Here is a 14,057-nt window from a genome sequence, read left to right as displayed (position 1 = left end):
GCGTCAGAAGCCGCCGCCTGTCTTGAAGCCTCCGCCGCCTTTCCTGCCCCCGCCAGAAGGAAAGGATCGCCCGCCACTGCGCGAGGGACGCGAGGGCCGCTTCGGCGGTCCGGGAAAGATCGGGCCCGACCCGTACCCGCCCCCGCCGCGCGTCGTTTCGCGGATGACTTCTTCCAGCACCTCGCCCAGAACGCCGCCGATCATGCCGCCCAGAACATCGGGCAAGCCAATCGTCTGGCTGCGTCCCTGCCCTCCGAAATCGGGGTGTGCCTGTGAGGGCACCTCGGCCCGCCGCACGGACCGGCTCAGCCGTTGCAGCGCGCCGCGCACATCCACCTTGTCCCGTAACAGGTCGGAAATCACTTCGTCAAACGCCGACCTGGAAACAACCGCATAAGGACTGTCAAACCGCGCCTGCTTGAACTGCCGGCGCAGGGCTTCCACACGCCCGAGCTCGTCGCGCAGCGCAGCGGGCCGTGCCCTCACGCGCTCTGCTTCAAGCTCCAGTGACATCTCTTCTGTTCGCAGCCGCACGAGCCTGTCAACGATCCGGTCATCATCGGGCTCCGGCGTTTCTGCGGCCAGCACGCGCAGGTCAGGAAAGCTTGCCTTGCGGAGCGCTACTTCCAGCTGCTGCCGGGTTTCCACCGCCGGACCGATCTCCTCGCGCAGCGCCGCGCCATGGCGCTCTGCCACCGCGCCATAGTGGGCTTCGGCGACGTCAATTGCGGCGTCACATGCCTCGATCTCGGTCTTGATGCGCTCTGCGTCCGCTTTCAGCGCTTCGGTGCCAGCTTCTGCCATGGCGCGCGCTTCTGCCTCCACAAGCCGCGCTTCGGCCTCATCGGCAAGACGCGCCATATAAGCAGCATGTTCGGCAATCCGGTCAGGCAGCTCGGTCAGCCGCTGATAGTTCAGAAACGCCTGATCATACTTGCAAACGCCTGCCACCCAGCCATCCAGCATACGGATCAAAGGGGATGCCTTATAGTCCGGCGAGCGGAACTTGCGTTTCCACAGATAGCTGAACAGCGGATCGTCCCGATAAGGCTTGCCTTTCTCTTCCCGGTCGGCTCTTGCAATCTCCAGCTTCTGCGCCGCCCGCTGGGTCATCGCGCGCGCCTCTTCAGCCGCCCCGGTCAGGCTCCCATATTCGTTGCTCTGTTTGAGACGCGCTTCCGCCTCGGCAACGCGGGCTTCATAGAGGGCAATGGCAGCGTCATGCGCGGCCGCCAGCGCCTGGCGCGCTTCTTCCCGTGACTGGACATCCGCCGCTGCCGCATCAAGCGCCTGGCGTTCCTGCTCCACGAACGCCGCATGGCGCGCGGCAATGCCGCTTGCGGAGGCTTCGATCTGGCCAAAGGTTGCCGGTGCACCCTCCGCCTGCGTCAGCCCGAGCCGCAACTGCGCCAGCGCAGCGTAAGCGCTCGCCTGCTCTTTCTGGATCGCGGCCCGTCGGGCGCCGGCAGCGTCTGCAGCGGCAAGGGCCTCAGTGAGTGACTGGCGCACACGCGCGGTCAGGCGGTCAAGCTCCGCCAAAGCGTCCCGGCCATTGAAGGACTTGCTCATGGCATCACCACTCCAGTATCGCGCCGCCGGGCGTTTCAACCGTGTATTGCGGCGAAACATACCCCTGCGATTTGCGTCCGATGACGGAGTTCTGGATGATCTGATCGTCGCCTTTGTCATCGGCGACCGACTCGAACACGGCCTCACTGACCCTCTGCCCCCAGCGTGTCACACGGTCGGACCGGCGATCCTCTTCGCTGGATACCAGCACCTCCACCAGACGTCCGGCTGGATCGACCGCCTCGACAATCAGGTAATAATTGCGCCCGCCGGGTACGTCCTCGGGAATGCGGAATACGCCTGAGCGCGCTTCCCCCGGCCCATAAACGACCCGCACATCATACACCGCGGCCAGATCCTGCTGCAGCAGGGCAAGAGCGTCGCGCGCAGTGCGGGCCGCTGTCAGGTCGCCCGCAGCAATCGCGCGGTCTGCGTCGGCTTTCAATGCGTCCGCCTTTAGGCGCGCCGCCTCTTCCAGCGCCAACGCCGTTACCTCGCGATGCAACCGTCCGGTCTCGGAGGGCAGCGTTTGAGCAAGTTCCACCCGCGCAGCTTCAGCCCGTTCCTGCTCGGGCACGGCAACGCCCAGATGCCAGGCTGCGCCAAGAGAGCCCAGCGCGATCACAGCCAGGATCAGCGGCGCCATCCAGCGCCCGCGCGCTATGTATATCTTCGCCAGGCTGACGGCGATGGACGGCTTGGGCGGCTCATATATGAACCGCCGTTCCTCCAGGGCCTTCACGCCCTCCTTGAGTATCTGCTCGGGCACATCAATGCCCTGCGCTGCATAGATTTCCTTTAGCCGCCCCAATAGTGCCGCCTCCCGCGCGCCCGCGTCCAGCTCGCTCAGCACAAGCTGTTCACGGTGACGCAGGGTGTCGACGACGTCCATCGCAAGGAGGACGTCGTCGAGCGTGTTCCTGTCACGGATCGCCGGAGCGGCAGGCGTGCTCACGGCTTGGGAAGCAGCGCGAGCGTTGCGCCCTCTTCAACGAGCTTGGTCAGGCGGCGCTTGCCATCTTCGACCGCTTCACGGATCTCTTTCGAGTTCTCGGTCGATAGCTTGCGCATTTCGGCAATGATCGTCTGGGCACGTTCCTGATAAGAGACGACACTCTCCACCAGCATCTTGACCGAGGCCGCCGAGACCGTCGGGCCATAGCCCGCCCGGACAGCCGCTTCCTGCACCTGCCCGCCAATGTCGGCGAGCACTTCCAGGCTCTGATCTACGCCCTTCTTCATCGCTTCAAGTGTCTGCGTGGACTCATGCAGGCCGTGCATGCCGGTGAAGCTCGCGGTCAACGCCGTCAGAACGATCTCATTGGTCGAGAAGAAGCTTACCGACTGGGCATAGACCCGCTCCTTGGCATTCGTCGTCTGAACGAGGCGTGCCATGATCACTTCAGATGTGTTGTAGCCGATGGTTATGTTGTCGGAGAGATCCTTGGAAATCTGGTAGCGCTTCTCCTCGGCCTGCAGCAGGCGCAGCTGCTCATCGCGGGCAAGTTCCAGCCGCGCGCGCTCAGCAGGGTCTTCCCCCGCATAGCCGGCCACTGCCGCCACTGCTTCGCTCACCTTGGCCTTGGCCGCGTCCAGCTCTCCTTCAGCCGCCTTGAGCACTTCCAGCGCCAGTACTTCAGACTGTTTCATCGCTCCGCGGAAGTCGAGATAGGCTTCCAGGATCTTACGTTCGCGGTCGATCTGGTTGGCCGACTCGTTCTGAACCTCGAGATAAAGATCCTTGATCCTGCCGAAACGGCTGGCGATATCGCCCCGCGTCATCTTCATCCAGACATTCGAGACGCGTTCCATCGTCGAAATCTTGCCATCGGCATACTGGTCGACGAGGGATTTGGCATCATCGCGGATGGAGTTGAAGGCGGTCGTGATCCCTTCATACCGCTCACCGACGGTGATGCCGGCGACCTGCTCGCGCACCACGTCATTGAAGAGGCTTGCCTGATCCAGCGTGCGGGCAATCGCCGCCACCTTCTCCGGTTCAAGGTCGGCAATCTGCTCCAGCAGCGCCACGATCGGCGCGGCCCCGCTCTTTGAACTGTCAGGCACCAGGCCAAGCTGTTTCAGCCCGCCCATTGCCTTGTCGAGATACTGAAGTGCCGAGGGGCTTGTCGCCTGGGCCATCTTGCTCATGCCTCCGATGTTTCCCGCGGAACTGCGGACTTAGCGGAAAGGTAGCAAAGCAGGCCGTCTTCGCAAGAAGTATTTATCGAAAAACGGCAAATTTCGATTATTGAATCTTTTGCGTCACGCCTTATCGGAAGGCATCGGCTATAGGGCTTCAGCCCCACAAGCAGCAGCCTGCATCACTCGCTCCCGGGCTCTGGAGACGGCCTTAGATGAAGAGGCAGGCTTTCAATATAGGCGGCTCTCCGGATCGCCTCCAGCGGCTCTGTCTGCGTCTTGAACATCTCGTAGGCTTCGCTCATCCGCTCACAAGCCATAAATCCGGAGGATGGCAGGGCATGATGGAGATGCTCCAGCAGGGCTTCAGGTGTTTCCTCATCAAACCATACAGGCGGGTTCTTCGGGTCGAGCGCGGAAACATAACCGGCAAGATGCAATGCGTGGTCCTGTTCAGGCCCTTCCACACAGTCCCGCATCAGTTCATGGAGTGGGGTCTCAGCCGCAGCAGCCGGGAACATCAGCACGACAATCCGGTAGACGGCCTTCGCAGGTCGTCCCCCATTGATGAAGGCTGCGCTGGCATACCCATCCGCCAGTCCCGTTGCGGAAACCCGAACCTCGGTAAGGCTCCTGTAAATACCGCCCATCGGGAGAGCGACAATCATGCGCTTGTCGGTTAGTCCCGGTAGCGTGAAGCTGCCCTCTGCATCTGTGATTGCCGGCGCCAGCCCCCCAACCTCTGGATACCGAACCGTGGCGCCCTGCACCGGCTGGTTCTGCAAAGCGTCGATCACGATGCCGCGCGCATCCGGCGCAAGCACATGCTCGCGTTGGCTTATGCAGGCCGTAAGGCCGAGACAGGCCATCAAGGCCGCAAAAACATGTGTCGCAAATCCTGACATCGTCCCCTCACTGGTATTCCCTAGGAGGACACGATAGCGCGGCCCGATAGCACAGCAAGAGCTGCAGTTTTAGCTGCCACCCAGCAATCGCGCGATCACACCTACCACAACGCGCTGCTGCCAGTTCCGTTTGCGGCCTAATCCCGGAGACAGAAACCCAAAGACAATGTAACAGAAAATTGCTCAAGCGAACCGAGCCACCACTCGGCGCCCTTCCGTCGGAAAGCCCGGCGCTGTCGACCATATAGCCTTTGGAGACCTGCTACGCCGTTTGGTGTTGCCCCCGTCAGTCGCAGAACAAAGATGCAGCATGGGCAATCCCACGACCGAACGGGTAAATTCAGTTGATACTGCCCTTCTGGTTCATCATTGCCCCGTTTCTGCTCTTTGTGCCTTTGGCAATTTCGCAAGGTGCGCCCTCCAACAAAAATAATAGCTGGCCCGTGACCAAGCGTGAAATGCTCAGAACATGCACGTCGACAGCAGGAGAAAATGGACTGCGATTTCCCATTCTTTGAGTGAGCAGGCTCTTTTTATCCGCTTACTGATTTTCCAATCTGCGGCTCATCTGAATTTTTGGGTTTACCAAATCTTCAACTTTGAATATCCGGATGAATAGCTTGGCGCGCAGGGATAATCGCGGCACTTTGTTATCTCCAGCTGGACTTCCGTGACCAGTTGGTAGCCATCTATCTTGTCCTTGAACGGGCGGCCATATTGCATCTCCGTGGTATGGTCGCCCTTTTTTTCCTGCGTGCTATTTCCGGATACTGCGCCCGCGCTCCGTAGACCCCGCTCAATCAAACCAGATAAGTTTGTTACAGGGGTCAATACGTGACACTCCTTTTTTAAGGGCAGGCGCGCGCAGCCCCTCAGCAGCTGACCGGTTAAATTTCCTCCTTGTCCGCATAATTCTCACTGTTTCCAGGAGCGGCGATTTCCTGAATGAGCCCAATATACCTGGAACATTTTCCTCCGGTCTCTGAAGAAGGGTCACGAGCCAAAACGTCCCACCTCAGCACAAGCACCCAATCGCCTGCCAGCACTTCATCCATTCTGGTGCTCCGCTTACTGTTTATTCAGAACAGCGACAGGTCCAGCGCTCCAAATGCCAGTCGGGAACGCTGCTGCGTGCATTTCCAGAGTAGTATCCTAGCCTATGTCGACAAGAGCAGCCGGGTTCGCCCAGAGCGACTATGCCTCTGCAAGGAAGCGAGTGGCGCCGGCCAGTTGCGACCAAAACTGCCCAAGCCCGCCCCGCTGATTGAAGAGGCAGAAGAAGACGTCCTCGCCTGCCTGACGTTCCCTCAGCCCAATCGCACGACGTTGCACAGAACCACGTCCGCCCAATGCCCAGGCAGTGAAATCAAACGACGCATGGATGATGTCGGCCTCTTTACCCAATGAGGACGCCATGCGCAGACTGGCTGGGGCCACCCTCTTGGAATAGCCGGAGGTATGGGCCGTGCAGAAAGGACGCCACATGACGCTGAACACTCGCGCCAGTCTGCGATAACCCCTCGTCAGCGTGCCTGCAGCAGGTGTGAGCTGTCACATAGCCCGGCCAAGTCCTTCAGGCCAATGACGATCCACATCACCTTATGGAACACGATCCACACATTGTGCTCGAGCAGATTATCTCTGCCCTTCAAGCACGCATGGATTCGCGAATAGAATGCGCCACCTCAATGCTTCGCTCTCTAGCGACGCCTCCAATTAGGAAGAAGTCAATCAGGATCCAAACCCCAAAGCCACCCAGGGTGAGCAGCTTGATAACTCCAAGGATAGGCTGCCCGACATAGAAACGGTCAATCCCCAAACCGCCAAGCCAAGCATTGCAGCCGAAAGCCAAAACCTGATTCTTTTCCCTTTCCGCAAATATAGCCGAAAAGTCTGCTCGCCGCTCTTCAGGAATGTTTGCATAGATCGACATTAGTTCACGCGTATAGGCTTTTCGGTTCACTTTGACCCTCCCCTGCTGCACCTTTTGCAACAAGGCACTTTGATAGAGGGCCATCGCGAAGGCGGCAACCAACCCGAAGGGATAAGAAAATTTATGATTGAATGCCTCTGAACGGCGCTATGCGCACCAGCTGGTTGAGGTGACGCCGTCGAAGATTGAATGAAGATGGGCTCAGGGCAATGACCCCGGATCACCTCTGAGCTTGCATGCCTCGGCTGGAACCCGATTCCTCTCAGGAAATGTAAAAAGCAGCAGAAAGTTGACGAGCCATGGCTGATGCGTGAGCTTTGTCCGGGAACACCAAAGTAGGCCCGTAGGGATGCAACAAGTTGGCCGCAGATAGAGCAGAGCTTCGGCATCGAGAAATACCCTGCGCAACAAGGAAAGCGCCGTGGCCGGTTGCCGCGACGATCACAAACTAAACTGTATCCGGAAGAATGATCGCAGGCCTTGCCTGGCCGCGTGCTCAACCGGAAGCAACTGGTTATGGGTATCGCGGCGATCTGCGGACACTTCAAAGCGTAGGCAGGTCGAAGTTCAGCACCACTTTCTTTAATCTTATCACAGAAGAATTCTCTAAGCCCCGCCCGCTTGCCCAAGTTCTTTCAAGGTGCGCCCGCTCGGCAGACGAAACGACACCGCACCTCCAGGGAAGAATGCCACATGTTCGGCCTGTTCGCCGTGTGCGGAGAATGCCTCTGCGAGGGTTTCTGCAGTCCAGCCGCCCGGCTGCGAGTACTGCTTCTCGACGCTCCAGGGCGTGTAGGTTGCAACATCCGGCCCCTCCATGGCAAAGACCCGGCCGGTAAAACGGCACTTGGAACTTGCAAGGTATACCACCAGCGGCGCGATGTGTTCTGCAGCATGCCGGTCAAAGCCGTCCGTAGGCGGCATCAATCTGCTTACAAGCGCGCTGCGTCCAACCATTCTAGTGCGCGCGCACGGCGCAATAGCGTTGGCTCTGACCCCTAGATGGGCCAGCTCATGCGCAGTGCCCATGGTCAGGGCGGCGATGGCAGCCTTGCAAGCAGGATAGAGCTGCCCCCCGTAATTGGGATGCAACCCGGCTGCTGACGTGGTGTTGATGATGGCTCGGCCCGGCGCCGGACCTGCTTCATGCCACCAAGCCGATGCAAAATGCGTAGTGGCCAAGGCTCCTTTAAGATGAACACCGATCTCGAGATCCGCATCGGACTCCTGCATGTCGACCAGCGCCACACTGCGCGAAATCCCGGCATTGTTGACGACAATATCAATCTTGCCGAACGCGGTGACCGCATCCCGGATCATGCTTTCAGCGCCTGACCAACTCGCAACGCTGGCGCGGTTTGCAAGGGCGACCCCGCCTGCCGCTTCGATTTCCCGCACGACCTCTCCGGCAGGGTCTTCGCCGGAAGCAAGCCCGTCCAACTGGCCACCAAAATCGTTGACGACGATCCTGGCGCCGGCCTCGGCCATGGCAAGTGCATAACAGCGGCCCAACCCCCTGCCCGCACCTGTTACCAGTGCTACTTTGTCTCGCAATAATTCCATGCGCTTTCCTTACAGGTGTGTGTTGTTTTATCCCTGCCCAGTGGCCGCGGTCGAAACTTGAGTAACTCAAGAAACACATACCGTCCGCCTACAGATTACTATGCCTGCCGATCAGTCACCCTTCACGGCCTCAATCAGTTCGAATGTGCCATAAGTGTTCTCAACGGGAAGGCGCGCCCCTGCCCAGGTCTCAAAGCCTTCATGCGCGGAAACATTGCGGTAGCCTTGGGCCACAAGGGTCTTCTGGACCAGCGCCGCCCGACTGCCTGTCGCGCAATAGACGATGATCTCTGCGTCTGCGTCCCGCATCGTTTCGGCCAAGCGGAACTCGACGACACCGCGCGCCATCCATGTGGCACCAGGAATGCGGCCCATGGTGAACTCACGCTCGGTGCGCACATCCAACAGTACCAGCTCTGAATTGGCCGCCTGCCGGGCCGTGATGTGATCATTGTCAACGAAGGTGACGCCTTCCCGGGCAGCGGCGACTACTGCTTCGGGTGTCATCGGCTCACCCGCATGGCTCACACCCGCCGCCATGAGCATGGAAAGGGCTACAACAACATGTCTCATCATTACGGGTCTCCCTTAAATGCAACGCCACGGATCTGCAGCCAGCCGCCACCATTGTGATGAGCGATGAACCAGTGTGGGTGCAAGGGCTGAAGCAGGACAAGCTGGCGAGCCTGGCCTGCCCCTCACGCGGTAAACATTCTCAGCCAATTTCCCTCTCTCCGCCTGCCAACATCTTGAGCTACTCAAGATTCCCCCCAAAGATGTTACGCCTGATCGCGGTTCACCATCCGGTCCGATCGCCACCATCCTTTGTGCGTAAAGGAGCGCAGTCTGCTTTGGCCAGCGAGAACCAGCAGCCCTGCAACTATACCGAGATTCTTGATGAAATTCTGCGTTTCCCGTTCGCTTGAAACGCCCGGGTGATTGTTCCAGAAGTCATGAAGCATCACATTGACCAGCAAGACGTAGACAACGAAGCCGAGCGCCGTCAGGCAAACATGCCTCCCGGAAATCAGGAGCAGCCCGCCGGCAACATTTGCTATTGCAGCCACCCACATCAGCGGCTCTGCCAGCGGCACGTTGTGCATGTGCATGAGGGCAACATGCATGTCCGGCGCGGCAAACTTCATGAGTCCGGGCACGAGAAAGTAGAGACCGAGCAGGAACCGTCCTGCGATGATCAGTGCGTTCGACATGCGCTTAGTCCCCTTTCAGGTTCGGCGTGCGTTTTTCAGTAGTTGGCGTCTAAGGTGGGATTTAACTGGGAGCGAGCGCTCGGCATCAACACGGGTCTCCCTCAAATTCAGCGCCCCGAATCTGAAGCCAGCCGACACCATTTTAATGAGCAATGAACCAGCGTGGGGCAAGAGCTGAAGCAGGACACGCTGCCGGGCCGCTGATCGCCGCGCCTGCCCTGCTCGTGCAGCTTGCACAAAACATGCTGTTTTGTGCGCTGTGCGGGTGGGCGTAGGGCTTGGACACCCACGAAAACCGCGCTGAGCGTAGGCTGGCCAAAGACAGCGCCAATCCCAGAATTCTGTTTGTTTTCCGTGGTGTAATGGTGGGCGGTACAAGGTTCGAACTTGTGACCCCTACGATGTCAACGTAGTGCTCTACCGCTGAGCTAACCGCCCTTCCGGAAATGACCCGCTGGGGTCAAGCCTGAAGAAGTGGCGTAATGAACAATCCGGGCTGGCGCGTCAAGCCGCCTTTGATGGAGGACGTGCAGCTGGCGCCATTATCGGTGCAGGGGCTGTGTCAGGCCGCCATCACCTTGTCGACCTCTTCCACGATTTCGCGCAGGTGGAAGGGCTTGGACAACACCTTGGCGCCGGCCGGCGTCGGCGAACCCGAAGAAAGGGCCACGGCCGCGAACCCTGTGATGAAGACGATCTTCATGGCCGGGTCGAGTTCGGCGCCGCGGCGGGCGAGCTCGATCCCGTCAAGGCCGGGCATCACGATGTCGGTGAGCAAAAGGTCGAACACCTCACGCTCCAGCGCCTGCAGCGCGGTTTCACCGTCTGCGTAATCCTGCACGTCATGTCCTGCCCGGCGCAACGCCGAGGCAAGGAAGGTGCGCATCGAATCATCATCTTCAGCGAGCAGGATCTTGGTCACGCAGGGTCCCCTGTGGTGCGACTCACACAATTAACACATTAAGCTTGCCGATGGTAAATCGGCGATGAACATGATGGCATGCAAGACCGGCACCACACGCGAGCGCTGAAAGGCCTTGACCTTGCGAACGATTTTCAAACCATTGCACTGATGCCGGATACGTCGCCGATCCTAACGATTGATGAAGGACTGCAGGTTGAGCCGCCCGGGTTCGCCGCGCCCTTCCTCCTGTCCGTCCCTCAGGGCGACAGTGTGCCGGTCGTCTTCGCCAGCCCCCATTCGGGCAATCTCTATCCTTCGTGCATGGTTTCAGCGCTCTGCGTACCCCTGATGGATGTGCGGCGCACCGAAGACGCTTTTGTTGACGAGCTGTTTGCAAGCGCGCCCGCCCGTGGCGCTGCCCTGCTGGTGGCCAGGTACGGGCGATCCGTCGTCGATCTCAACCGCGATCCGCACGAGCTTGACCCGGCCATGTTTCATGACGGCCCACCGCGGGCCTGTGCCCTGCCGACACCGCGGGTGGAAGCCGGGCTCGGCTGCCTGCCCCGCGTCGGGGCGAAAGGCGAGGCCATCTATGGCCGCCTCCTGTCAAAGGCAGAGGGCGAAGAACGACTTGCGAGCATCCATGACGTCTATCACAACACATTGACCGCCCTGCTCGATGCCCGGCGCGACATCCATGGCCGCGCGCTGTTGATCGACTGTCACTCCATGCCCTCGGTACAGCCGGGCCGGCGGAACCTGCCCGATATCGTGCTCGGCGACCGCTTCGGATCGAGCTGCGACCCGCGCCTGGTGAACCGGCTGGAGCGGGCCTTCCGCAATCACGGGCTGACGGTCGCCCGAAACGCGCCCTATGCCGGGGGCTACACCACACGGCGCTATGGCCGCCCGAAACGCGGTGTCCACGCCATCCAGATCGAAATCAATCGCGGCCTGTACATGGACGAGCAGGCCATCACCCGGTCAGGACGCTTTGCCAGCCTCCGTCCGGTCATGGACTCGGCCATCACGGAGATGATCGAGGCCATCCAGCAGCTCGCAGCCCGCTGACAACACCCTGACTTTAAAGAAAAAAGGCCGCGCCAACAGGCGCGGCCGAAGTCAAAGGGAGGAAACGCCAGAGGCGTCTGCACCGAAGTGCAAGTTCAACCTATGTTGCGATGCACAAACGACCAAGAACCTATTCGCCGCACCCGGGCCCACCCCCCTGCAATGCCCAATCTTCGGGCAGTTTCCCGGCCCCGGCACGGCAATTGCGTAGAAACTGCGCGAATATCCTGATTTGGGACTGATTGGCGGTCCCGCACCAGAATGGAGAGGGATCATGGCTGACGAAACAGACCTGCACGTTGGCAAACGCCTGCGCCGCCGCCGCCGCCTGCTTGGCATGACACAGCAGGATCTGGCGTCCCAGGTGGGCGTGCGCTTCCAGCAGATTCAGAAATACGAGTGTGGCGCAAACCGCATTACCGCCTCCCGCCTGTATGACCTGGCCAGGGCGATGAATGTCTCCGTCCAGTATTTCTATGACGGCATGGTTGTGCCGGGCACTGTGCCCAACGCCGCCAACGACGCCGAACAGATGGAAGGCGACATCCTCTCCCAGAAAGAGACGCTGGAACTGGTGCGCGCGTACTACCGCCTCAGCGAGCGTCCCCGCCGCCGCCTGCTGGAGCTTGCAAAAGCGCTCGAGCAGGACACCTCCAGCACCGGCGCTGCTTGACCTTATCCCATGGGCGAGGCATCGCCTCGCCCATGATCTCTACCCGCAACATCGCAGACGACATTGCGCTCGCCCACAGGCTGGCAGACGCCGCCTGGGCCGCCATCCGACCACATTTCCGCAACCTCGCCGCTGTTGACCACAAGTCCGGCGCCCCCGGTTCGGCTTTCGATCCCGTCACCGAAGCAGACCGCGCCGCCGAACTGGCGATGCGCGCCCTCATTTCCGCCGAGCGTCCCGACGACGGTGTCACGGGTGAGGAATTCCCCGAAACAGCCTCCGCCAGCGGCTGGCGCTGGTATTTCGACCCCATCGACGGCACCCGCGCCTTCGTCGGCGGTCTGCCCGTCTGGACGACGCTGATCGCGCTGGTGAACCCGGAAGGCACGCCCATCCTCGGCGTCATCGACCAGCCAGTCGTCAGCGAGCGCTATATCGGCTGGCCCGGCGGCGCGGAAATGTCGAGCGCGGCCGGGACCGTGCCGATCCGTGTCTCGGGAAATCCGGACCTGCGCGCCGCAACCATCGCGACTACGGACCCCTTCATCTTCACCCCGCCTGAACAGGGAGCCTGGAACCATCTGCGCGCCACAGCCCGCATCACCCGCTATGGCCTTGACGCCTATGCCTATGCGCGGGTGGCAGGGGGCACGCTGGACCTTGTCGCCGAGTCCGGTCTCAAGGCTTGGGACGTGGCGGCCCTCATCCCGGTCGTGCGCGGGGCGGGCGGCATCGCCACCAACTGGCGAGGCGAGCCCCCGGCGCTCGGCGGCCAGATCGTCTGCGCGGCCAGTGAGGGCATCCTGGTGCAGGCGCTCCTTGCGCTGCGCCGCGCTGCAGACTGAGCCGCTGCCGATCTGCTACGGGCCTTCGACGGCAAATCCTTCGTCGCGCAGCATCTTGATGACGCTATCCTCCCCCGCCAGATGTCCCGCGCCAACGGCAACCAGGATGGTGCCGGGCTGTTCCAGCATCGCCGTGATCTTGGGCACCCACCGGGTGTTACGATCCGTCATCATCGCATCATAAATCGGCTGTGACCCGAGCATTTCGGGATTTGCCATCATCAGGCCAAGGCCGGTCACGTCCCCGTCTGCCCATTCATCAACCAGCAGGTCGAGCGTCGCGGTGCCTTCGCCAAGCCCGTCGACCGTAGCCATCAGGAAATCGACCTGTTCGCATTCGCCAAGGCCAGCCAGTCCGCCCAGCTGTTCTTCCACCGTTTCTAGGAAGGCAAAGTCTGCGCCCCGCTCCATGGCCGACCGCTCGATCACCTTCTCGACGCCTGCTTCGGGATCAAAACCCTCGTCCAGCATCTGCTTGACCGACATGTTCACCGCTGCCATCCAGGGCTGGTAGGGCAGCAGTGCCTCGATCGGCAGGCCGATCGTTTCCAGCGCCACCGTCAGTTCCTGGGTTTCTACCTCCGACAGCATCGATGTCAGCTGCGTGCCATCAGTGAAAAAGCCCTGCGTCGTGTAGAACTTCATCAGCTCGCGCTGCGCGTCCGGGCTCGTTGTGTCGGCCTCGAACACAATGGTGTCGGCGCTTGCAATCGCCATCTCGATTTCCGGCGTCATCCATTCCAACTCCGGCCGCAGCAGATGCACCGTGCCGAGAAGATGGATGGTCGTGTCCTCGTCCCGCATTGTCCAGAGCGCAGGCGCGCCATCCCCCCGGCTTTCCCGGGCCGCATCCAGCGCAGCGGTCTCGAGATTCGGCCGCATCGCCCGCAGCTCCGCGCGACGGGAAGCGTCACAAGTTGCCGCGGCGGCTTCTTCACGCGCCGACGCCCCCGGCGCGGCTGGCTCGCAACCGGCAATCAGGAACAAGCCGCAGCCGGCCATCAGGAAGGAGGCAGAGGGCATCTTCATCTTCAGCAGCACCTTTCCGGGCCGGGCAGGAATTCCGGGACCACCATAGAGAGCACTGCCCCGGCCCGTCTATGCCCGGCTTCAGGCAAACGCGGTTGCGCAGCCCGCGCGCATCGCATAAACACCGCCGTGCGCAGCACCCATAGCTCAGCTGGATAGAGCGTTGCCCTCCGAAGGCAAAGGTCAGAGGTTCAAATCCTCTTGGGTGCGCC

General features: G+C 60.9%; 13 protein-coding genes and 2 tRNA genes. 4 read left to right on the top strand and 11 right to left on the bottom strand.

Going from position 1 to position 14,057, the window contains the following annotated elements; translation table 11 throughout:
* Window positions 1-3: 3 nt before the first annotated feature.
* The 10 genes from KG722_RS11790 to cpdR form a co-directional block, all read right to left on the bottom strand.
* Window positions 4-1,569, bottom strand: coding sequence for a hypothetical protein (locus KG722_RS11790; protein ID WP_213271982.1), 1,566 nt, complete (start codon window positions 1,567-1,569; stop codon window positions 4-6).
* 4 nt (window positions 1,570-1,573) lie between these two features.
* Entirely contained in the window at window positions 1,574-2,524 is a 951-nt protein-coding gene (locus KG722_RS11785) for a DUF6384 family protein (RefSeq protein WP_213271981.1), read from the bottom strand.
* Window positions 2,521-3,720 carry a cell surface protein gene (locus KG722_RS11780; RefSeq protein ID WP_213271980.1) on the bottom strand — a complete coding sequence of 400 codons (1,200 nt, stop codon included), beginning with the start codon at window positions 3,718-3,720 and terminating at the stop codon, window positions 2,521-2,523. The genes KG722_RS11785 and KG722_RS11780 overlap by 4 nt, the downstream gene beginning before the upstream one ends.
* 173 nt (window positions 3,721-3,893) lie before the next feature.
* Window positions 3,894-4,616, bottom strand: a complete 723-nt coding sequence (locus KG722_RS11775) for a carboxypeptidase-like regulatory domain-containing protein (protein ID WP_213271979.1) — start codon at window positions 4,614-4,616, stop codon at window positions 3,894-3,896.
* Between the two features lie 1,648 nt (window positions 4,617-6,264).
* Window positions 6,265-6,633, bottom strand: a complete 369-nt coding sequence (locus tag KG722_RS11770; protein WP_213271978.1) for a TM2 domain-containing protein — start codon at window positions 6,631-6,633, stop codon at window positions 6,265-6,267.
* A gap of 522 nt (window positions 6,634-7,155) precedes the next feature.
* Complete coding sequence (locus KG722_RS11765; protein ID WP_300998477.1) at window positions 7,156-8,112, bottom strand: SDR family NAD(P)-dependent oxidoreductase; 957 nt, start codon at window positions 8,110-8,112, stop codon at window positions 7,156-7,158.
* 111 nt (window positions 8,113-8,223) lie between these two features.
* A complete protein-coding gene (locus KG722_RS11760; protein WP_213271976.1) occupies window positions 8,224-8,688 on the bottom strand; it encodes a rhodanese-like domain-containing protein in 465 nt (154 codons plus the stop codon).
* A gap of 203 nt (window positions 8,689-8,891) precedes the next feature.
* Window positions 8,892-9,323 (bottom strand): DoxX family protein, encoded by a 432-nt coding sequence (locus KG722_RS11755; RefSeq protein ID WP_213271975.1) that lies wholly within the window; start codon window positions 9,321-9,323, stop codon window positions 8,892-8,894.
* A 363-nt stretch (window positions 9,324-9,686) separates the two neighbouring features.
* Window positions 9,687-9,761 (bottom strand) — tRNA-Val (locus KG722_RS11750).
* 124 nt (window positions 9,762-9,885) lie between these two features.
* Entirely contained in the window at window positions 9,886-10,245 is a 360-nt protein-coding gene (gene cpdR / locus KG722_RS11745; RefSeq protein ID WP_035600105.1) for a cell cycle two-component system response regulator CpdR, read from the bottom strand.
* 78 nt (window positions 10,246-10,323) lie between these two features.
* Between cpdR and KG722_RS11740 the strand changes: the two genes are divergently transcribed.
* From KG722_RS11740 to KG722_RS11730, 3 genes are all read left to right on the top strand, one after another.
* Window positions 10,324-11,298, top strand: coding sequence for an N-formylglutamate amidohydrolase (locus KG722_RS11740; RefSeq protein WP_300998475.1), 975 nt, complete (start codon window positions 10,324-10,326; stop codon window positions 11,296-11,298).
* Between the two features lie 274 nt (window positions 11,299-11,572).
* The gene (locus KG722_RS11735; protein ID WP_011645259.1) at window positions 11,573-11,971 is read left to right on the top strand and encodes a helix-turn-helix domain-containing protein; all 399 of its coding nucleotides are present in this window, start codon (window positions 11,573-11,575) and stop codon (window positions 11,969-11,971) included.
* A 32-nt stretch (window positions 11,972-12,003) separates the two neighbouring features.
* Complete coding sequence (locus KG722_RS11730; protein ID WP_213271974.1) at window positions 12,004-12,816, top strand: inositol monophosphatase family protein; 813 nt, start codon at window positions 12,004-12,006, stop codon at window positions 12,814-12,816.
* Window positions 12,817-12,831: 15 nt separating this feature from the next.
* Here KG722_RS11730 and KG722_RS11725 read toward each other — a convergent pair whose 3' ends face one another.
* Window positions 12,832-13,845 carry a TraB/GumN family protein gene (locus KG722_RS11725; RefSeq protein WP_213271973.1) on the bottom strand — a complete coding sequence of 338 codons (1,014 nt, stop codon included), beginning with the start codon at window positions 13,843-13,845 and terminating at the stop codon, window positions 12,832-12,834.
* A 136-nt stretch (window positions 13,846-13,981) separates the two neighbouring features.
* Between KG722_RS11725 and KG722_RS11720 the strand changes: the two genes are divergently transcribed.
* Window positions 13,982-14,055 (top strand) — tRNA-Arg (locus KG722_RS11720).
* Window positions 14,056-14,057 lie beyond the last annotated feature (2 nt).

Source organism: Hyphomonas sp. (assembly GCF_018402285.1).
GTDB lineage: Bacteria > Pseudomonadota > Alphaproteobacteria > Caulobacterales > Hyphomonadaceae > Hyphomonas.
Note: the sequence above shows the minus strand (reverse complement) of the source record. Positions and strands in the feature narration are given on the sequence as shown.

Coding starts and splice junctions, on each gene's coding strand:
- KG722_RS11790 (WP_213271982.1), bottom strand. CDS start 1,569: ATGAGCAAGTCCTTCAATGGCCGGGACGCTTTGGCGGAGCTTGACCGC.
- KG722_RS11760 (WP_213271976.1), bottom strand. CDS start 8,688: ATGATGAGACATGTTGTTGTAGCCCTTTCCATGCTCATGGCGGCGGGT.
- KG722_RS11735 (WP_011645259.1), top strand. CDS start 11,573: ATGGCTGACGAAACAGACCTGCACGTTGGCAAACGCCTGCGCCGCCGC.
- KG722_RS11770 (WP_213271978.1), bottom strand. CDS start 6,633: ATGGCCCTCTATCAAAGTGCCTTGTTGCAAAAGGTGCAGCAGGGGAGG.
- KG722_RS11740 (WP_300998475.1), top strand. CDS start 10,324: ATGCAAGACCGGCACCACACGCGAGCGCTGAAAGGCCTTGACCTTGCG.
- KG722_RS11775 (WP_213271979.1), bottom strand. CDS start 4,616: ATGTCAGGATTTGCGACACATGTTTTTGCGGCCTTGATGGCCTGTCTC.
- KG722_RS11725 (WP_213271973.1), bottom strand. CDS start 13,845: ATGAAGATGCCCTCTGCCTCCTTCCTGATGGCCGGCTGCGGCTTGTTC.
- KG722_RS11730 (WP_213271974.1), top strand. CDS start 12,004: ATGATCTCTACCCGCAACATCGCAGACGACATTGCGCTCGCCCACAGG.
- KG722_RS11780 (WP_213271980.1), bottom strand. CDS start 3,720: ATGAGCAAGATGGCCCAGGCGACAAGCCCCTCGGCACTTCAGTATCTC.
- KG722_RS11755 (WP_213271975.1), bottom strand. CDS start 9,323: ATGTCGAACGCACTGATCATCGCAGGACGGTTCCTGCTCGGTCTCTAC.
- KG722_RS11765 (WP_300998477.1), bottom strand. CDS start 8,112: ATGGAATTATTGCGAGACAAAGTAGCACTGGTAACAGGTGCGGGCAGG.